Source organism: Methanogenium marinum (genome assembly GCF_028912405.1).
GTDB classification, from domain to species: Archaea; Halobacteriota; Methanomicrobia; order Methanomicrobiales; family Methanomicrobiaceae; genus Methanogenium; species Methanogenium marinum.
The window spans coordinates 232,654-251,804 of record NZ_JAKELO010000002.1; the positions used below are offsets into that span (position 1 = coordinate 232,654).

15 protein-coding genes and 3 pseudogenes are annotated in these 19,151 nt (G+C 48.7%); 4 read left to right on the forward strand and 14 right to left on the reverse strand.

Annotation, left to right across the window (positions count from 1 at the left end; all coding sequences use genetic code 11):
• Window positions 1-220 precede the first annotated feature (220 nt).
• Complete coding sequence (locus tag L0665_RS01535; RefSeq protein ID WP_274923959.1) at window positions 221-487, forward strand: hypothetical protein; 267 nt, start codon at window positions 221-223, stop codon at window positions 485-487.
• Between the two features lie 308 nt (window positions 488-795).
• On the opposite strand, the gene L0665_RS01540 is transcribed toward L0665_RS01535, so the two are convergent.
• Entirely contained in the window at window positions 796-969 is a 174-nt protein-coding gene (locus L0665_RS01540; RefSeq protein WP_274923960.1) for a hypothetical protein, read from the reverse strand.
• A gap of 49 nt (window positions 970-1,018) precedes the next feature.
• Between L0665_RS01540 and L0665_RS01545 the strand changes: the two genes are divergently transcribed.
• The gene (locus L0665_RS01545) at window positions 1,019-1,246 is read left to right on the forward strand and encodes a hypothetical protein (protein ID WP_274923961.1); all 228 of its coding nucleotides are present in this window, start codon (window positions 1,019-1,021) and stop codon (window positions 1,244-1,246) included.
• Between the two features lie 603 nt (window positions 1,247-1,849).
• Window positions 1,850-2,968 carry an ORC1-type DNA replication protein gene (locus L0665_RS01550; RefSeq protein ID WP_274923962.1) on the forward strand — a complete coding sequence of 373 codons (1,119 nt, stop codon included), beginning with the start codon at window positions 1,850-1,852 and terminating at the stop codon, window positions 2,966-2,968.
• 417 nt (window positions 2,969-3,385) lie between these two features.
• Here L0665_RS01550 and L0665_RS01555 read toward each other — a convergent pair whose 3' ends face one another.
• The 8 genes from L0665_RS01555 to L0665_RS01590 all read right to left on the reverse strand — a co-directional run bounded on the left by L0665_RS01555 (window position 3,386) and on the right by L0665_RS01590 (window position 13,843).
• Complete coding sequence (locus L0665_RS01555; RefSeq protein WP_274923963.1) at window positions 3,386-6,871, reverse strand: hypothetical protein; 3,486 nt, start codon at window positions 6,869-6,871, stop codon at window positions 3,386-3,388.
• Complete coding sequence (locus L0665_RS01560; RefSeq protein ID WP_274923964.1) at window positions 6,871-7,248, reverse strand: hypothetical protein; 378 nt, start codon at window positions 7,246-7,248, stop codon at window positions 6,871-6,873. The genes L0665_RS01555 and L0665_RS01560 overlap by 1 nt, the downstream gene beginning before the upstream one ends.
• The gene (locus tag L0665_RS01565) at window positions 7,249-7,662 is read right to left on the reverse strand and encodes a hypothetical protein (RefSeq protein WP_274923965.1); all 414 of its coding nucleotides are present in this window, start codon (window positions 7,660-7,662) and stop codon (window positions 7,249-7,251) included. It abuts the gene before it with no gap.
• Window positions 7,663-8,234: 572 nt separating this feature from the next.
• Window positions 8,235-9,719, reverse strand: a complete 1,485-nt coding sequence (locus tag L0665_RS01570) for a nucleotide sugar dehydrogenase (protein WP_274923966.1) — start codon at window positions 9,717-9,719, stop codon at window positions 8,235-8,237.
• A gap of 137 nt (window positions 9,720-9,856) precedes the next feature.
• On the reverse strand, window positions 9,857-10,765 hold the full coding sequence (locus tag L0665_RS01575) for a Gfo/Idh/MocA family protein (RefSeq protein WP_274923967.1): 909 nt from the start codon (window positions 10,763-10,765) through the stop codon (window positions 9,857-9,859).
• Window positions 10,766-11,851: a DegT/DnrJ/EryC1/StrS family aminotransferase gene (locus tag L0665_RS01580; RefSeq protein ID WP_274923968.1), complete on the reverse strand. Its 1,086-nt coding sequence runs from the start codon at window positions 11,849-11,851 to the stop codon at window positions 10,766-10,768.
• On the reverse strand, window positions 11,848-12,438 hold the full coding sequence (locus L0665_RS01585) for an N-acetyltransferase (RefSeq protein ID WP_274925699.1): 591 nt from the start codon (window positions 12,436-12,438) through the stop codon (window positions 11,848-11,850). Before L0665_RS01585 ends, L0665_RS01580 begins: the two co-directional genes overlap by 4 nt.
• Window positions 12,439-13,393: 955 nt before the next feature.
• Window positions 13,394-13,843 carry a hypothetical protein gene (locus tag L0665_RS01590; protein ID WP_274923969.1) on the reverse strand — a complete coding sequence of 150 codons (450 nt, stop codon included), beginning with the start codon at window positions 13,841-13,843 and terminating at the stop codon, window positions 13,394-13,396.
• A 338-nt stretch (window positions 13,844-14,181) separates the two neighbouring features.
• Between L0665_RS01590 and L0665_RS01595 the strand changes: the two genes are divergently transcribed.
• The gene (locus L0665_RS01595; RefSeq protein WP_274923970.1) at window positions 14,182-14,448 is read left to right on the forward strand and encodes a hypothetical protein; all 267 of its coding nucleotides are present in this window, start codon (window positions 14,182-14,184) and stop codon (window positions 14,446-14,448) included.
• 361 nt (window positions 14,449-14,809) lie between these two features.
• Here L0665_RS01595 and L0665_RS01600 read toward each other — a convergent pair.
• The 5 genes and pseudogenes from L0665_RS01600 to L0665_RS01620 form a co-directional block, all read right to left on the reverse strand.
• Window positions 14,810-15,532, reverse strand: a pseudogene (locus tag L0665_RS01600) (transposase); the annotation flags it as partial.
• Between the two features lie 606 nt (window positions 15,533-16,138).
• Window positions 16,139-16,770, reverse strand: a pseudogene (locus L0665_RS01605) (oligosaccharide flippase family protein).
• Complete coding sequence (gmd, locus tag L0665_RS01610) at window positions 16,767-17,762, reverse strand: GDP-mannose 4,6-dehydratase (protein WP_274923973.1); 996 nt, start codon at window positions 17,760-17,762, stop codon at window positions 16,767-16,769. The pseudogene L0665_RS01605 and the gene gmd (L0665_RS01610) overlap by 4 nt, the downstream one beginning before the upstream one ends.
• Before the next feature lie 126 nt (window positions 17,763-17,888).
• Window positions 17,889-18,848, reverse strand: a complete 960-nt coding sequence (gene gmd / locus L0665_RS01615; protein WP_274923974.1) for a GDP-mannose 4,6-dehydratase — start codon at window positions 18,846-18,848, stop codon at window positions 17,889-17,891.
• A gap of 19 nt (window positions 18,849-18,867) precedes the next feature.
• Window positions 18,868-19,113 (reverse strand): annotated as a pseudogene (locus tag L0665_RS01620) (cupin domain-containing protein); the annotation flags it as partial.
• Window positions 19,114-19,151: the final 38 nt, after the last annotated feature.

Sequence of the window (19,151 nt, forward strand, 5' to 3'; positions counted from 1 at the left end):
CGCCGCATAAGGAAATATCAGACCGCAAAGATGGTATAACCATCCAGCCACTGCTTTCTGAAAATGACCATCTGAACAATAAACAAGTGAACACTACACGAAGTCCACCCTGCTATTTCCCGGATTGAAAATGTCACACCCAATAATTACCAAAGGTAATATTCATCCCCCTTGCCATCAGAAACTATGCAACGAATATACCGGAAAGTGACCAAAAAAAATGACAGACAAAATGAAGGACGATATGGACGCGAAAATCATCGGGATGAACGAAAAAATCATCGAGACGCACCGCGATGTCAAGTGGATCTGCCGGACACTCACAGAGATGAAAGAAACAGATGAAAACTTCGAAAACCGCATCAGGAACCTGGAAGGGTGGCGGGCCGAAAAGACCGGTGCTGAGAGACGGATGGGCGGTGTATGTGCCGGCCTCAGCGGGATTGTGGGTGGTGTTGTAGCGTGGCTGATACAGTTGATGGGGTAACAGATCCCAATACCGGATTAACCTCAGATATGCTTAAATCGCTACTTTATGTCAATAGTCCCTATACGCAGTATTTCTTGGTCGGATTCCAATGATAACAATCTGATAATCAGGACACAGAGTTCGAAAATAATTCGCCAGGTTCCCACTCTCAGCCGATAGGTATTTTGTATATCCCATTTAATTTGCGAATATCGAGATCAGGAGAGAATCCTTCCTTTCATTGCTGAAGTCTGGTGTAAATGTGCGTATGATCGGGCTCCTCAATTGATTCAAGGTCCCGTTTTGCCCGCTTCTCAAGAAAAATCCTATATTTCATGGAGTTTCAGATTTCCTTCCTTCTTTCTATCCCGATACTCCGCAATCAGGTTGATTTCATCTTCATCCGGCTCGACAACTCCCGTGAGCCGTGTATCGATGATACTTTCAATCTTCTGAAGGAGAAAGAGAATATCGTTCATTTCCCTTATTGCTTCAGCCATAGTCATACATCACCATCAATAAAATTTAATCATTTCCCACTTGATCAAAATGATGGATGACCTGAACGCGAAAATCATCGAGACACACCGCGATGTCAAGTGGATCTGCCGGACACTCACAGAGATGAAAGAAACAGATGATGACTTCGAAAACCGCATCCGGAACCTGGAAGGGTGGCAGGCCGAAAAAACCGGTGCTGAGAGACAGATGGGTGACATCTGTGCCGACCTCAGAGGGATTGTGGGCGGTGTTGTAGCGTGGCTGATATACAGTTGATGAGGTAACCGGATACACAAGCATACACCCGTTCACACACTCAGACACACCTCACCCACAAACACGCAAACATACACCCATCCATTCACAACCACTCAAACACACCTCGCCCACAAACACGCAAACATACACCCATTCATTCACAATCACTCAAACGCAACCCACTCACAAACACGAAAACATACACCCATTCATTCACAACCACTCAGACACACCCTCGCCCACAAACACACAAACATACACCCCCGCCTACTTACTTACCCATTCGCCCACTCACCCACTCACCCACTCGCCCATTCACCCACTCACCCATTCGCCCATTCGCCCATTCGCCCATTCGCCCATTCGCCCACTCACCCATTCACCCATTCACCCATTCACCCATTCACACCCTCAAAAATACCCCCTCACTCATACAAAAAAAAGAGCGCACAAAAAATACCGATTTTCAGCACCAAAAGACCCCATATAAAGTTCAAAAAAACCTTTAAAAACAAAATATTGAATTTATTGAGATTTCAGGCAAAATAAACCACAAATTCGGATAATTCACTGATACACTCCATCCCGTTTTAAATAAAACCCCTGCGCCGATCCACTTTTATGAAACAGAATGTTTCTACCGCAAACAGAACGCTCTTCATGGATCACACGGTCCTTGAATTAGACCACATCCCTGAAACCATCCGGTTCCGGGAGACACAAATAAATACGATGTATCAAAACATCCGCCCCGCCATCCGCGGAGCCTGTCCAACCAATATGATCCTCCAGGGCCTGCCTGGCACCGGGAAGACCACCATTGTAAAACACATTTTCAAAGAGATTAAGGAGACAAACATACACATCCTCCCGGTGCTCGTCAACTGCCAGATCATGCAGACCGAATTCAGGGTATTTCACAAAATATATTCAACCCTTTTCCACCAGGAGCCGCCCCTTCACGGTGTCTCCATCATGCAACTCATTGACGCCGTGGCCACAAAATTCTCCCGGACAGGTGACGTCATCCTCATCTGCCTCGATGATGTCAACTTCCTCTTACATGAAAACACCATGGAGAAAGTGCTCTGCACCCTTCTCCGGCTGCATGAGGAATACCCCGGTATCAAAATAGGTGTCATCATCACCGTAAATACAATAGATGCCCCCATCACAAACCACCTCAGTAAATCAGTAAATTCGATATTCCGGCCAAATCTAATATTATTCCCACCCTACGAAGAGGAAGAGGTACGGGCCATTATGCAGGACAGGGTCAGGGTCGGGCTCTGCCCGGGCATCATTTCCCCGGATATTCAGGACACCATCGTGGAGAAGACAATGAAAGAATGCGACCTGCGATTGGGCATCTGCCTGCTGAAGTCCTCAGCGGATCTGGCCGAATCAGACAACCGCACATCCATTACCCAGACAGATGTGGGGGCATCCCTCCAGACAGTCCGGGAAATACACCTTCAGACAGCCGACAAAGTGCTTAAAGAGGAAGAACAGCAGATGCTGGATATGACTATCAAACTGATCCGGCAAAACGGAAATAGAATGAACTCCGGTGAACTCTATCAGGAAATGGAGAAACTGGTGCCGATGTGTTATTCAAGCTTCAGAAGACGCATCAATAAATATTCATATCTGGGACTTATTAAGATAAACCGGCCCAATATCTGGGGAAATACCCGTGAGATTCTGCTGCGGTATGATACCCATACCATCAAAAAGTGATTCATTCGCCAGAAATAATCACATACAATACCTTCTTTTTCCCCACCAGCCATCATCAAACTGCCGTACCGTTATCTTCTCTTCTCCCCGTTCCATTCAATCAAAACAGCCATATCATCACTTCACCCCTTCTCCCCGTTCCACTCAACCGAAACAGCTGTCTTCACATCACTTCTTCTCCCCGGTTCCACTCAACCCGAAACAGCCGCCATCACTTCACTCCTTCTCTCCCCGGGTCCACTCAACCGAAACAGCTGACTTCACATCACCTCTTCGCCACGGCCCCACTCAACAGTCAACCGTCAACCGTCAACTGTCAACCGCCATCACTTCGCCCCTTCTCCCCGGTTCCACTCAACCGAAACAGCTGACTTCACATCACCTCTTCTCCCGGTTCCACTCAACAGCCAGCCGTCTTCACTTCACCCCTTCACCTTTGTTCCACTCCCGGATCAGCCGGGCATAACACCCTTCACAAACACTTGCCCGCTCTTCACCTGAATGATACACCGCCGCTTTCTCTCCACAGAGATCACACGAGCCCAGAGAGACTGCTGACCGCCGAAACGACCGGTGGTCCAGGATACCCGGGAGCGGAAAGGTAATTCCTGTCTTCCTGGGGAGCACCGTTTCACGTTTCGGCCCACTCGTTTCACGCTTCAGATTTACCAGATCACGTTTCGACCCACTCGTTTCACGTTTCAGGTCCACCGTATCACACCTGGCGTGCACCAATACACCACGTTCACCATCCGTGCACCGGCTGGTGCACGTTTGTAACGGCACATTATCCACCTGATTTGCGATAGAACCACATTCCTGCGTTTTTTCAGGTAACCGTGCACCACCACCAATATCAGACAGACAAACACGTCCCCCCATACCAACACACTCACATAACGAAGAAACGGGATTGCTGAATGATATTGGATTGTGGTGCACACTTCCTGTATTCTCTGTACATCTATCTATAATATTATCTCTATTAGGTAAACAAACAGCATTTTGCCCGTCTTTTATCCGTGCACTTTTGCCCGTTTTTTGGTGCACGGATGGTGCAATAGTGCACGGATCTTCTCCTCCATCATCCCCGATTTGCCCGGTGTCATCATCCGGGCCATCGTCACCGGGTCCGTCATCACCGGTTTGCCCGGTATCATCATCCGACCCATCGTCACCGGATCCATCATCCCCGGTGTGCCCGGTATCATCATCCGACCCATCGTCACCGGATCCATCATCTCCGGTATGACTGATATCATCATCTGATCTACCATCACCGGATTCTTCATCCACGGTATGGCGGGTATCATCATCCGATCCATCGTCACCCAATCCATCATCCCCGATTTGCCCGGTATCATCATCCAGCCCATCGTCACCAGATCCATCATCCACGGTTTGCCCGGTATTATCATCCGATCTACCGTCACCGGATCCACCGTCACCAGATCCACCGTCACCTGATCCACCGTCACCTGATCCACCATCCACGGTTTGCCCGGTATCATCATCCGGCCCATCATCACCGGATCCACCGTCACCGGAATCACTGCTGTCGTCATCCGATTCCAGCCAGACATCCGACTGAGTCGTCCAGTCCCGGTACATGCCGACATCAAAGGAGAAGTACTTCTCCCGTTTCTTTATCTCCATCCCGCAGAGATCCTCCGCCACCATCGCATCGATGAGACCTATCGCCGGACACTTATCAAGAATACCCGTGTAGGTCGCCCGCCCGTTGGAATAACCAAACAGCAGCCGGCGGGTCTGGTGAAACGATAAACCAAGAGTGACCTGGAGCTGCCGGATAGTAAAAATCTCCAGACCCATCCGCAGGATAGACTTCAGTGCTGCCGCCTCGTTTCGGGTCAGCTTCGTCTCCTGCCCGCCGACGTCACTATTAATCTCACCATAGAGGCGCCTTGCATACTCAAAATCCTCACAGGTGGCGATAAGAGACCCGTCTGTACCCGTCTCCCGCTGGAGACCATGCAGCAGTGCGTGGCATTTTATTAAATCAAAAAGCATTGCCGGATTGCGCCGGTTATGAATCGCGGAAAAATAAATACGCCGGGCAAACGGAATGTGCACCCGCCGGACCACCCCCTTCAAAATCTCCCACATCGCCTGACAGACAGGGACATCAGGGTCTTCTGCGACAGAAGAGACCACCCCCGCTTCAACATTCTTCAGATGCAGAAGAACCGCCTTATCCTGGGCGGATGAATCATCAATCCAGACCGTGAGCATCCGGTTCATCACCTGATCGTCACCAATTGCCTCAACTTTTGCCAGCCACCAGACACACCGCTCGGGAATCGTGCAGACCTTCAGCTGCCGTTCGCGGGTCAGGGTTCGGTGTTTAATAGGCTCCCTGAAATTGGCAGTCGCCGACTTAAGAAGTTCCTGCATATCATCTGAAAGAGTGACATCATCAAAGAGGAGCACCGTCCCCGGGCGGAGATCATCATAGTAAAAGAGAGCCTTATCCGATACCGTCCCCGTCAGCCGGTACTCCTCAGGCAGCAGCCGGACCATCGCATTGCAGGCATGCGTCTTACCCTTCCCGGAGTTCCCCGATATGGAGACGTGCAGCCCGGACGTATTCTCCACCGACTGGGAGGCAACAGACATGAGAAGACACTCTGCGACCGTCCGGTCACCAACATGATCCCGGTGGAAGACATCCAGGATAAAACCGAGCGGGTCACCATGCTCGAGAATCTCCAGAGCACGTCTGCGGCACTCCTGCATCTCCGGTGCTTCCGGAAGAGGAGCACACGGCGCCGGTGAAGAAACCGCTGTCTCCCCATTTGTTTTCATCGTCTCTGCTTGCCCGTCTGGAGCCTTCTCTTCCTTTTGTCCCTTCGTATCCCCGTTCTTCTTCCGTGCAGCAGCCCATTCCGGTTCATATTGTGCCCGGAGTTCCTGCCACCGCTGCGACCCGCCGCCACAGGAATCGTGATGACACCCGGCAAAGATGGCACCGTTTGAAAACTGGATGGCAAACGCCCCGTCGGTATGTGCAGAGGAGAACGGACAGGTTGCAAGGGAATAGAGCGTCCCCCCCTGCCAGGGCCGTTCTCTCAACACATTCAGCCCGTGCGAACGGAGCCACCGCCCCAGATCAAACGACCCGCGACGTCTGCCCGGCTCAGTATCAGGGAGAGACCGGGGAACGAGTCCGGCAAGGTCCCGGAGAATCGCATCAGACACGACACCAGGGGAGTCCGGTGCAGAAACAATACGGGCCTTCCGATGCGGACGGGCATCGGTACTGTCACCCTTGCAGGCCGTCGTCCCATAGAGTTTCCAGATACGGCCCGCATTGAAATTCGCCGTATCACAGTGGACAACGTCATCGGAAAAGAACGTATCAAGCACCGTAAGACAGGCTTTTACCAGCCGGACAGAATCACCATCATTCGGAAGATCGATGCGGTATAAGAGATGTGCTCCATTCCCGGAGTCAGCGAGTACAGGCACAGGGAATCCTCTTTTTGTGAGCCATGCTGCAACATCTTCAGCCCGTACAAGCGCAGCAGCATGTTCCTCTGCATTCGATGATACCCCGCTCGGCCGGACCGGATCAAAATCAATCGGGAGCCACCGGCGGCGGACAATATCCGCATCGGCAGTCGTTGCATCCTGCCGGGAGAGGCGTTGTTTCATCCGGTTCGCACGCCGGGAGAGAAGGGCCGGGTTCACCTCATTTAAGGTGACATACACGCCGCTGACATCACGGAATGCATCCATCGCTTTTGCCCGCAGAGAGAGAACATCGAAGTCACTGAAGTAACCACTGTGGACCCCGCCATCACCGAGGCCACGAAGTTCAACCACATCACCATCAGAAAACAGAAGGGAGAGGGTGTCCCGGATCTCCTCTTCCTCAGACATTACCGGCATCCTCCTGTATGGTTCGGTATCACAGGGAAAAGCGGTGCAGAGACCGCCTCACCGCGGGCGACCTGCTGGAAACAGGCAAACGGGATACTATAGAAACCAGCGCGTGTTTCGGCGATGACGGCCCGCCCGGATGCATGGACAGCGATATAGCCATCGATGAACGTTTCGACCACAATGGCTCCGTCCGGATGAACGATTTCTTCTGTCCGGGTCAAAGGCACGCTATGCCCGTAAAAAAGCAGCGTGTGAATATCATTCCGGGTGAGCTGATAATTCCCCTCTGCAATGGTGAGGGTCAGCCGCCCGCCCCTGGCGAAGGAAAGTCCCCCACATTCACCCGGGGAAAGGATGCCGGATTCAGTCTGCATTCAACTCACCCCGGGAAGAGACAGTGCCATACGCGTGAGCCCATAACCGTGATGCCCATTACACCGGATGACAATTTCTGAGAGAGCCCTATTATAAGTGTGTATTTTCCGGGAGAGTGTCTGCGGAATAAGAGAGAGCAGAATCAGCCGGAGAGTGATGTTGTTCCCGGCGCCGACCGTTGCGTTTATCGGTTCAGGCATCGACCTTCGATTGGCGGTTCCGAACAAAGCAATGGTGTCACATCGTTTTGGTGTGGGGCTGCCATCTTTTGGGTGCGTCCCCTGTTCTCCGGATTTGAAAAACCTTTGTTCTTCATTTATGCCTGGGTAATTTTTAATTCCTGCAAACCGCTCTTCAGAAAAAGGCCCTGCCACACTATCCCGAACCGATGTTCTCGGATTTGTTTTTCTCATGGTTTCTTGTCCACCTGTGCACGACAGAAATACGCACATATAAAAGAGAATTAACGAAAACACCCATAAAGAAGAATAAAGCAGTATACCAGTAAGTTTCATAGAATAATTGGAATCTTATAAATTATCCATGACCTAAACCGGGTTCTGGCGGTATAAAAAAAAACTGCAACACACAAAAATTCCCGGAAAAACTGACAGAACAGGAGGGATAGCCGCCCCTGACAATCCATCACACCCGGGGGAGGCCTCCTCCCTTGCTCTTCATCAGAACCGGAAGAAAAAAGGAGTCCGGATATATTGAGAGGACGTTATCGTTCAGAGAAAATAAACAGATTCACTCATATTAAGAACCCCCATGAAACAGCAATGAAACCGGGATCACTTTCAGATGCAACGATCTCCTGATTTAGAGCATCAACTGGTCAACCTTCTCCACGAAGCCACCGGCAGGAGAGAGAAGGAGTCTAATAGCGAGGGGAAGGGAGTAACACATTCTCCATCGCCTTTCAGTTCAATATACGAAATTACCCATATGAAAGAGAGAAGAGCCGACCCAGAGGCAGTTCACCTCACACGGCATGCCCGTTCTTATCCCCACGGCCAATACCACGGTAGACAAACCCACCTGAAATCCACTCATCAGGATCAGCGACATTCCTTCCGTCAACAATCACCGGGTGACTACATCCGCAGAGAGTCTTCACCTCAGCCGGAACAAAATTCCGGTATTCCTTATGACCAGCGAAGATAACAACCGCATCGGCACCCCTGAGGACCGCTTCAAGGTCACGGGTAATATCTGCACCGTCCGGCACATCCGGTGCCGTCTCCGGGTCAACCCACGGATCGTGGACACGAACCTCAGCACCTGCTGCAATTGCCGCCTGGTAGAACGGTTCAGCCGGCGTGTTCCGGGCGTCGTCTGAATCATTCAGGAAGGCCCAGCCAAGGAGGGCAATCTTTGCACCCGTCATCGTCTTGCCGATCTGCTGAAGAGCAGACTCCGTCAGGTGAAGCATATGACTCGGCATGAAGTCATTAATCTGCCGTGATGAAACATACAAAGAAGCAATATCATCCGGCCAGTCAAGGGCATCGGGCCCGAGCTGCTGCACACCCCGTTCCAGGTGATACGTATCCTTTGTGAGACAGTGCCCACCGACACCGGCACCGGGCCAGAGGATGGCTCTCGTTATTCCTTCTCCCTTCAGTGAGTCAACACCGGTACGAACATCGTAGAAGTTAATTCCCATCGCTTCGCAGTAGAGGGCGAGCTGGTTTGCTGCTGCAATCTGCAGGTCACGGAAGGTGTTCTCTGCCGTTTTTGTTACTTCTGCTGCGGTCGCACTCATCGGGATTAATGCGCCTTTCGTGAGGACAGGGCCGTAGAGTTCACACGCACGCCCGGTGCAGACGGCGTCTATACCGCCGACAATCCGGTCATGCTCCCGTATGTTTTTCAGGAGGCGGCCTACCATCACCCGCTCCGGGGCATGAGCAAGGCCGAAGTCCTCGCCTGCAACAAGCCCGGACTCCTCTTCGAGAATTTCACGGGCCATGCCGGCGGTCGTTCCGGGGGTGATCGTTGACTCAAGTACTACAAGCGTGCCGGGCGTGAGATACCGACCAACATTCCGTATGCCTTCAATCAGGGGGGTGAAGTTTGGAATGAGGTCCTTTGGATTTGCAAACGGTGTCTGGATGGCAAGCGTGACAGCGTCACACTCAGCAATCTTTGCAAAGTCTGACGTGCAGGTGAATTTTGGTTTGCCGCTGTTTTCACCACCGTCAATTCCTGTCACCTTTGCAATCAGATCCTCAAGGCCCGGTTCCTCACCTTTCAGGGGGCTGACGCCTGCGTTGAGCATCCCAATCTTGTAGCCTGAACTCTTTGAGTCACGCTGGAACCCATAGACCTGATCAAATTCCGGTGCATCCGCAAAGAGAACAGCTGCGGGAATCCCCACATAGCCCATGCCGATGACACCGATTGTTTTGATTGCTCCACGTGTTTCAAAGAGCTGCTGAAGTTTTGTGCTTGCGTTTGTGTTCATATATTGTGACCCTCATATGATTTGTTTGATGAAATATTCTCTATTGGATCCATTGAATCTGTCCGTGGATGTATTCAGATAAATGGATGGAAAATAATTTCATTGAATAATTCCCCGCCCCCTCACCTTGGTTGCATTCAGATCATCTGGTTTTTTATCGCTTCACAGACCCGCACATTCGCGAGGCCCTGTTCCGGCGTAACGGTGAACGGAATCCCTTTCTTCACACAGTCAATGAATGTATTCAGTTCAGTCTTCAAAGGCTCGACCTTTCCGACCATAACTTTCTCGATGATATTATCCTGCACATACCGCTGCTCTTCCACATGGTAGTGTTCAGGCTTCCTGTACACATAGACTTCCTGCGTCATAAAGTCGCCCTGAATCGTGAATTCCTCCTCTTCGATGTAGATCATGCGCAACTTTTTGGAAGACTTCCTGCTTGCCGAAAGATAGACCGGCGTCTTCCCGAATTTAAACATCGCTCCGCATATATCAAAGGTGCAGACTGACTGCATGGAATACTCGCCATCAAAGAGTGCGTTAAAGATAATATCAATATCGTGAATCATCAGGTCTTCAACAACCGAACTTCCGGTCACCCGTGCTGAAGCAGGGTTGTGGCGTTTTATTTCAACATAGAGTGGATTTTTCACAATCCGCTTAATTTCAGCAATGATTGGGTTGAACCGCTCGATATGACCAACACCCACCACCAGATCATCCGGAATCAGCTTTATGAGGTCTTCTGCTTCCTGTGATGTCAGGCAGATGGGCTTTTCAATCAGCATATTGACTCCTGCATCAAGAACCTCTTTTGCCGTTGCATAGTGATAGGGAGTCGGTACACACAGACTCACTGCATCCACCGAACGCAACAGTTCTTCCATCGACCCGGCACACTCAATCCCGTTCTTCGCTGCAACATTCTGTGCTGCAGTCTCATTCAGATCAAAGACCTGGACCGAATCAACCGATTTCAGCTCTGAGTAGACACGGGCATGGTTCTGCCCCATGACACCCACACCAATTACACCAACATCCATTTAGTTCACCTCGTTTATGGTATCACAAATATATGCACAATTTTCAGCCGTCACACCGGGATGCACCGGCAGGCTCAGCACACGGGAAGATAAAACATCTGAAACAGGACACACTGCATTCCCGGAATCGCGGTATAACGGCTGCATATGCACCGGCATCGGGTAGTGCACCGCTGATCCAATATTTTTCTCCCGCAAAAAAGCCATAAAGGCCTCCCGGCCCATCGCAAAATCGTCTCCGACTTCCACCACATACTGGTGGTAGACATGGACTGAATCATCCCGGCAGTAGGGCGTGGTAAGACCTGCACACTTCAGATTCTCATTATAATAGGCAGCATTCTCCTGCCTCTTCGCATTAAACCCGTCAAGTTTAGCAAGCTGCACCCGACCGATAGCAGCATTCAGATTGCTCATCCGCAGATTAAAACCAAGTTCGGTGTGGAGATACTTGTCACTCTGGCCGTGATTAATAACCCGTCTCACCCGTGCTGCAAGCTCCGGGTCATCGGTTGTCACCATACCCCCTTCTCCGGTGGTCATGTTCTTGGTTGGATAAAACGAGAAACAACCGGCAGCGCCAAACCCGCCGACCTTCTCTCCCTTATACATCGCACCATGCGCCTGGGCACAGTCTTCAACCAGGAAAAGATCATTATCATCACAAATCTTACGAACAGGCGCAACATCAAACGGCTGGCCAAAGAGATGCACACCGATGACCGCCTTCGTCCGAGATGTGATGTGCTCAGCAATCTCATCCGGGCTGATGGTATACGTCTCGCGGTCCACATCAACCATGACCGGTGTTGCACCGCACATGCTCACCGCAGTTGCTGTCGCAATAAAGGTGAATGAAGGAACAATCACCTCATCCCCTGCTTTGATACCAAGTGCAAGAAGAGCAGCATGCAAGGCGGCAGTCCCTGAATTGGTGCCCACCGCTTCTTTTACCCCACAGTACGCCGCAAACTCATCTTCAAATGCAGTGACAACCGCACCCTGGGCGAGCATCCCGGACCGGATCACCTCTGCAACGGCAGCAATCTCTTCATCCCCGACAAACGGTTTTCCAACAGGGATCATTGTCTCGCACCTTCAGGAAGTTCGCGGAACCGGGCAGGAGTACCGATGGCAAGCATACGGGCCGGCACATCTTTGGTAACAACCGCACCGGCAGCAACAAGGGCACCCTCACCTACCACAACACCCGGAAGAATCGTTGCATTCGCACCGATAGAGGCACCTTTCCGTATGACAGGCCCCTTCAGGTTATCTCCACCATGCGGAGGATAGGGGTCATTCGTCAGAACCGCATTCGGGCCGATGAAGACATTATCTTCAATCACAACACCGGTTGGAATATAGACCAGACTCTGAAGTGACACATTGTTCCCGATGATAGTATTTCCCTCAATAATAGTATTCGTCCCGACTGAGACACCGTCACCAATGGTTGTCTTCTCCCGGATCATCACGTTGTGTCCGGTTGAGAAATGGTTGCCAATCACCACGTCAGAATAGATTATTGTACCGGAGCGGAGCATCCCATCTGCACCGATGGTTGTGCCTGGAAACTCCTCTTTACCCATGTGTTCACGTGAAGGAAAGCCAAGCGTTACAGAATCTGATAATATCGTATTTTTGCCGATGGTATTTTTTCCAAAATTGATGGTAAGCACCTCAGACCACAATTACATAAATCCTAACGTAATTTTTGAAATATTAACTATAAAAGACAGGCGTTTTAATTTTTGGATTTTCAACATATTGATATAAGGGAGAATTATGGCATATATAATGCATAACAAAATTGAGCATAACGGGACATGCCACGCAATTAAAGGAAATGACCCAGAAACACACTCATTTTAGCAAAGGAAAATACCAGCATACGTTCCGATAGTGTCAACAAAGACTCACGGTTGGGTCAAAATGCCAAAAATAACCCAAAATGCTCTCAAAACCCCACAATATCCCAAAATAATCCTCAAAAAACGAATCCACACAGACGCCCTGTACGGGCCTTTCTCACCACGGGCCACACAATACATCCTCTGCAAAATGCCCCCCAACAGTGCCCCCATAAAGCCCTCCAATAATCGTAAATATCACATATAAAGATCAGATATGCCGTAAATTTTTCCAAGCCAAAAGAGCACCAGTAAAAACAGGAAATACGCCCGTTTCACCTGTTATTTACCTACACCCAGAGTCAAAAAAAGGGTAAAAAAAGGGTAAAAACAAGGCAAAACATGATCAAATATAAGATCAGCTCAGAACTGAAAATAAAAATCTCAAAAACAGGACACCAAAAAACAGGGAGCCCCACCCCCTGCTTCTGGTATTCGTTCGGTGGTTACGGAGATGAATTTCATGAACAAATTCAAATTCGAAATCGAATTCGAAATCGAAGAACAGCCTGTAAGAACTCTCCTCAACTCAGCTCTCTTCAGCTCTTCTCAACTCTCTTCAAATTTCCTCAACGTTCCTCAACCCAGTTCCGGCTTCCCGTCGGCCCATGCCTCAACCGCTTCCCGAAAATAGCATCGTCCGCATAGGAAGAGATCCGGACCTTGCTGCGGGAGACCGTCACATAGTAGGTCTCGCTGTTCGCGTCGTGGCACTTCAGCTTGCGGGAGTTGGTATCCTTTTCGTTGTCACGGGACTGTGCGTTCCGCCGATCGCGATGGCGAGGTCGTTGTCTTCCACCACATGGGTGGCAGCGGTCCCGAATGCCGCGACCGTTGCGACCTGAACGGAGACATCGCCTATGGTGTCGGCTTCGAGATTTTCGTATATGACCTTTGCATCATACACTTCTTTGGAACGAACGACCGGGTCGATTGGTACACCCTGTTCGACGTATGCAGTACAGCCGAACGGGTTGGTGTCGATGATATCCTGCACGAGGGCATCGAAGATGGTGATATTGGCGATGGGGATGGTGAGGTCCCGCACCGCACTCTTGGTGTTGGTGATCTCTGATAAAGTCAGCCATTTTTGGCACTCCTGGGCCAGCCGTTTCCCGGGGTTCGACTGACATATTAAACTATTACCCGAGGTAATATTAATCAATCTAATCATTTGAAAAAAACGAAAAATATTCGGTGATAGGAATGGAAAAAATGGATGAATTAAGCGTAAAAAATATGCGAACGCATCACCAGAAGCATAAAATAAAATATACCCATAAACCGCTGCATCAGGAAATAAAAGACCTCAAAGATGGTATAACCATCCAGCCACTGCTTTTTGAAAATGACCATCTGAACAATAAACAAGTGAACACTACAAGAAGTCCACCCTGCTATTTCCCGGATTGAAAATGTCACACCCGATAATTACCATAGGTAATATTTATCCCCCTTGCCGTCAGAAACTATGCAACGAATATACCAGGAAGTGACCAAAAAATGACAGAAAAAATGAAGGACGATATGGACATGAAAATCATCGGGATGAACGAAAAAATCATCGAGACGCACCGCGATGTCAGGTGGATCTGCCGGACGCTCAAAAAGATGAAAGAAACAGATGAAAACTTCGAAAACCGCATCCGGAACCTGGAAGGGTGGCGGGCCGAAAAGACCGGTGCTGAGAGACAGATGGGTGGCATCTGTGCCGGCCTCAGCGGGATTGTGGGCGGCGTTGTGGCGTGGCTGATACAGCTGATGGGATAACAACAACCCTCATACACAAAACACACAAACAAAGCACACAACCACCAGTACTTTAAAATTTGACGAAACACTCCTCTCAGGTTTACCCAAAATTAACAACAAAAAGAGTCCATTTTGCTAATATTTTCAGGTTATTTGTCCAAATTCATGTTGGATTTGTCAAGCCATCTAAAGTTGATCCATTTTGTCTACATCCAGTGATAAGACTCCCCCAACGACCCACAAAGATCAAAACTCTGATCCTTCTGCACAGAACCCAAAAATTATAGGTCCAGCACCACCACACCCATTGCAAAATAATCAACCAAACAATAGCATACGCTCATCAAACCGGCACACAGAGAGAGTGACAGGTTACCCTTCAGGATATTGCAATATCCTCAATTGTTCGAATCGAAAACTTACTCATTGCTTCTGAGAAAATTATGGCAGCAAAGTGATCCAGCTGGAAGATATCTGATTCGATTACCATTGGACCGCGTTGTAATTTCCTAAAACGCTTCCATTGGATTGCAATCCAGCAGTTCTGATACAGAAATGCAATCAATGGATAAAAGAACCGGATTGCCGGATCCTTGCTGGTGGTCTTTGCTTTGGTGATATTACGCATCCTGTAAGAAGATTCAATACTGAATCGATGAGAGTATATTTCCCGGACCTTTCGCGGAGAAGTGGAGATGCCGTAAACCACAAATGGATGATGTGCAGTTCCGTGTTTCTCCTTTTTCCCCATCAGATAGAGAACACAGTCGCAGATCGTAATCTCCAGAGCGTTCTTTTTTCCGGAATTTATGACATACTGGAAGGTTTTTGATTTTCTTTCCTTCAACTTGTTTCTGAGTTCATCACAGTTGACTTTCGCAGGAACGATATGGGGTATCCTCTGATTCTGCAGATATCGAAGTATATTTGCCGCATAAAATTGCCGGTCCAGACACAGACATTTAATCTTAAGCCCAAAATTGTGAATGATATCAATGCACTGTTGAATTCCATCCAGGTTTTTCATCTCTTTTGTCCAGGGAATTACTGCAAGAGTGAAATGTTTATCCTTATCGACAACGCTGAGGGTCATATATGCGTAAAAGTAGTTCGTTGAGGCCTTTCCTTTTTACACCGACAACATACGAAAGCATATGTACCTTCTCTCTCTCCAGAGTATGGATCGTCTGTCTTGTCAATGGCAAAACTGTAGGAACGTCCGTTTTGAAGTATTTTCATTGCAGGTTCAGCAAAGATTGCAGAACTCTGCCTCATTAGCTCTTCCAGATTAAGCTGATGAAGTGTATTCAGGCATGTTACGTGGGAGGGTAATCCCCCGTGCATCTTGCCAAAACCTGAAATAGAATTATTGCAACTGGAAAGTGCCACGCAGCCTTCAAGTATGGCATCTGAATCAGTTCGACCAATTCTGGGAAACAAAATATGGTTGTTGATTATACGTGCGACACAGGTCAGATGAGGACTGTCGTCTGTTTGTTTAGCCCCAAATTTGGGCTTATTTTTTGAGAAAACTGCCATATTTTGAGAATTATGTTCACATGCAAACCTTCCGGTACGTCAATCTTGCTAATTTTCCTTTGGGTATGAGATATGTCTCGGAATTGAGTCTTGAAGATGATGGGAAAAATGGGAAGTAGTTAACTTTCAGATACTATTCCCAGAACTGATGGGAAAAAATGTGGTGATTTTAAAGTACTGAGGAACGGTCAAAGTTAAATTGGGATTTCGTATATCTTGTAATGACGAAAAATAAACTTATCCCCAGGCGGATCAGACTGCCGATAAAAAAAGCGGATACAACTGCTATGAGGCCATAGCCAAGCAGGAGGGAAGTAATTGCTAAATAAAAAATAATTATTTTTTCAATCACACGGGATATCAGTTCATATTCCATCTGCTCAAAGGCCCTGTAGAATGAGCAAAGAAACTGATTGAAAAAGAGTTGGTTACAGAGTACGCGCCGGCAATGTATACCGCAATAATTGTCTCCTGGGGATATCCCAAGAAATTAATCACTACCACAATTATGGCAATGGTTAAAATGGAAAGAACCACTTTAATTGCTGATACTGTCCCAAAATACCTATTTACATCTTCTTTCCGTTTTGCAACCTCACGTATGGTCAGTTGGGTTAACCCTATGTCGGAAAGAAAGGCAAACAACAGTGCAAATGCCAAAGCAAAAGAATATTTTCCAAATTCAACGTCCCCCAGTTCCCGTGCAATATAGACGAAAAGGAGAAATGCCAAAATTTTTGTTACAAGTTCTGCGGATGCTAGTGAAACCGTATTTTTAATGAAACCCCTAACTGCAGTCAATCCAGGTCACCAAAAATAGATCTATTGTCAGATTTTACACTGTTGAATATTTCCAAATCGACTAACACCATCATGCGTACTAATTCATTAAAGGCCACATCAGGCTCCCACCCAAGGATCTTCTTTGTCTTTGACACATCCCCAAGCATGAAATTAACTTCAGCCGGCCTGAAAAACTTCGGGTCTACAACAACATAATCCTCGTAGTTCAGCCCGACTTCACTAAAGGCAATATCAACAAAATCACGCACCGAGTGCGCTTCCCCTGTTGCAACTACATAATCATCCGGTTCATCCTGCTGGAGCATCATCCACATCGCCTTCACATAGTCCCCGGCAAAACCCCAGTCCCTCATGGCATCAAGATTTCCCAGTCGAAGTTCCGTGTCCAGCCCATTATGAATCCGGGCGACGCCATTCGTGATCTTCCGGGTGACAAATTCAATACCCCGCCGGGGCGATTCATGGTTGAAAAGAATACCATTACAGCAGAACATACCATATGTCTCGCGGTAATTCACCGTCGCCCAGTGTGCATAGACCTTCGCAACGCCGTATGGAGAACGAGGACAGAAAGGAGTGGTTTCACGTTGCGGCATCTCCTCCACATTGCCGAAAACTTCAGCACTCGATGCCTGGAACAGCCGTGCATCGGGACAATGCTGCCGCACTGCTTCGAGTACGCGAAGGACTCCAAGTGCGGTCACCTCTCCGGTCGCCACAGGGTCACCCCAGGACGCAGCGACAGAGGATTGCGCAGCAAGATTATAGACTTCATCGGGCTGTATCTCATTTACCGCAGTGTCCAGCGAAGTCTGGTTAGTGACATCTCCATGCAGGAGAGCAATATCACTAAGAATTGGCTCAAGGAGTGTAAGATTAGAGATTTCCCTCACAAGACCATACACATCATACTGCTTATCGAGAAGAAGTTCAGCCAGATATGAGCCATCCTGACCATTGATACCAGTGATTAATGCGGTTTTTGACACTACGATTGCCTACCTGTCTTTCATACTATTTGTTCACAAACCATTAAAAAGGGATTTAACATATTTTTCCCTTCTTTAAACAGATTTCAGTTATAAATTCGATTAATCATATCTAATTTATTGGAGTCACTTATAGAGTTCCATATCGGAACGAATCATCATCTTCACCAGTTCTTCAAAGGATACTTCCTGCTTCCATCCGAATGATTCCTGCGCCTTTGTTGGATCGCCGAGCAGGAAGGTAACTTCTGCAGGCCGGAAGAACTTCGGGTCCACAACGACATAGTCCTCATAATTCAGACCAACTTCAGAGAATGCAATTTGAACAAATTCTCGTACTGAATGTGCCTCACCAGTGGCGACGACATAATCATCTGCAGATTCCTGCTGGAGCATCATCCACATTGCTTTCACATAGTCCCCGGCAAAACCCCAGTCCCTCATCGCGTCCAGATTGCCAAGCCTGAGTTCCGTGTCCAGACCACAGGCTATGCGTGCGACTCCGTCTGTGATCTTCCGGGTAACAAACTCGATCCCACGCCTGGGAGATTCGTGGTTGAAGAGTATGCCGTTGCTCGCGAACATATCGTAGCTTTCACGGTAATTCACCGTTGCCCAGTAGGCATACACCTTGGCAATACCATACGGAGAACGGGGATAAAAGGGAGTTAACTCACGCTGCGGTGTTTCCTGCACTTTCCCAAACATCTCGCTCGATGATGCCTGATACACTTTCGCATCAGGGCAACGCTGCCGCACCGCCTCCAGCACACGAAGTGCCCCAAGCCCGGTTACCTCTCCGGTCGCAATTGGCTGAGTCCAGGAGGTCCCGACAAAGGACTGAGCCGCAAGGTTGTAGACCTCTTCAGGTTTGCAGATGTCGACTGCGTTGTTGAGAGAACACTGATCTGTGAGATCTCCTTCGATGAGGTTAATGTCACGAAGTATGTGCTCTATCCTTCCGACGTTCGGCGTACTCAGTCTTCTGACAAGCCCATATACATCGTAGCCCTTTTCGAGAAGCAGTTCTGCAAGGTACGATCCATCCTGTCCGGTGATGCCGGTAATCAATGCTGTTTTTGTCATAGTTGTCCTCGATAATTAATCATAATCTGTTATAGTCATCCTCAAAGCGTACAATATCGTCCTCTCCTGTATACTCCCCGATCTGAACCTCGATCAACTCAAGAGGCAATAAACCAGGATTTTCCAGACGATGGATTGTTCCTGAGGGAACAAATGTACTTTCACCATTTCTGAGTAGGTATTCCTTGTCGCCGACTGTCACCAGTGCCGTCCCGTGGACCACCACCCAGTGCTCACTCCGATGGTTGTGCATCTGAAGGGAGAGTGAGCTGCATTGTTCCTCAAGAAATTCCATTTCATCCA

Coding starts and splice junctions, on each gene's coding strand:
- L0665_RS01560 (WP_274923964.1), bottom strand. CDS start 7,248: ATGCAGACTGAATCCGGCATCCTTTCCCCGGGTGAATGTGGGGGACTT.
- L0665_RS01540 (WP_274923960.1), bottom strand. CDS start 969: ATGGCTGAAGCAATAAGGGAAATGAACGATATTCTCTTTCTCCTTCAG.
- L0665_RS01535 (WP_274923959.1), top strand. CDS start 221: ATGACAGACAAAATGAAGGACGATATGGACGCGAAAATCATCGGGATG.
- gmd (WP_274923974.1), bottom strand. CDS start 18,848: ATGACAAAAACAGCATTGATTACCGGCATCACCGGACAGGATGGATCG.
- L0665_RS01575 (WP_274923967.1), bottom strand. CDS start 10,765: ATGGATGTTGGTGTAATTGGTGTGGGTGTCATGGGGCAGAACCATGCC.
- L0665_RS01565 (WP_274923965.1), bottom strand. CDS start 7,662: ATGAGAAAAACAAATCCGAGAACATCGGTTCGGGATAGTGTGGCAGGG.
- L0665_RS01595 (WP_274923970.1), top strand. CDS start 14,182: ATGACAGAAAAAATGAAGGACGATATGGACATGAAAATCATCGGGATG.
- L0665_RS01545 (WP_274923961.1), top strand. CDS start 1,019: ATGATGGATGACCTGAACGCGAAAATCATCGAGACACACCGCGATGTC.
- L0665_RS01570 (WP_274923966.1), bottom strand. CDS start 9,719: ATGAACACAAACGCAAGCACAAAACTTCAGCAGCTCTTTGAAACACGT.
- L0665_RS01555 (WP_274923963.1), bottom strand. CDS start 6,871: ATGTCTGAGGAAGAGGAGATCCGGGACACCCTCTCCCTTCTGTTTTCT.
- L0665_RS01580 (WP_274923968.1), bottom strand. CDS start 11,851: ATGATCCCTGTTGGAAAACCGTTTGTCGGGGATGAAGAGATTGCTGCC.
- L0665_RS01550 (WP_274923962.1), top strand. CDS start 1,850: ATGAAACAGAATGTTTCTACCGCAAACAGAACGCTCTTCATGGATCAC.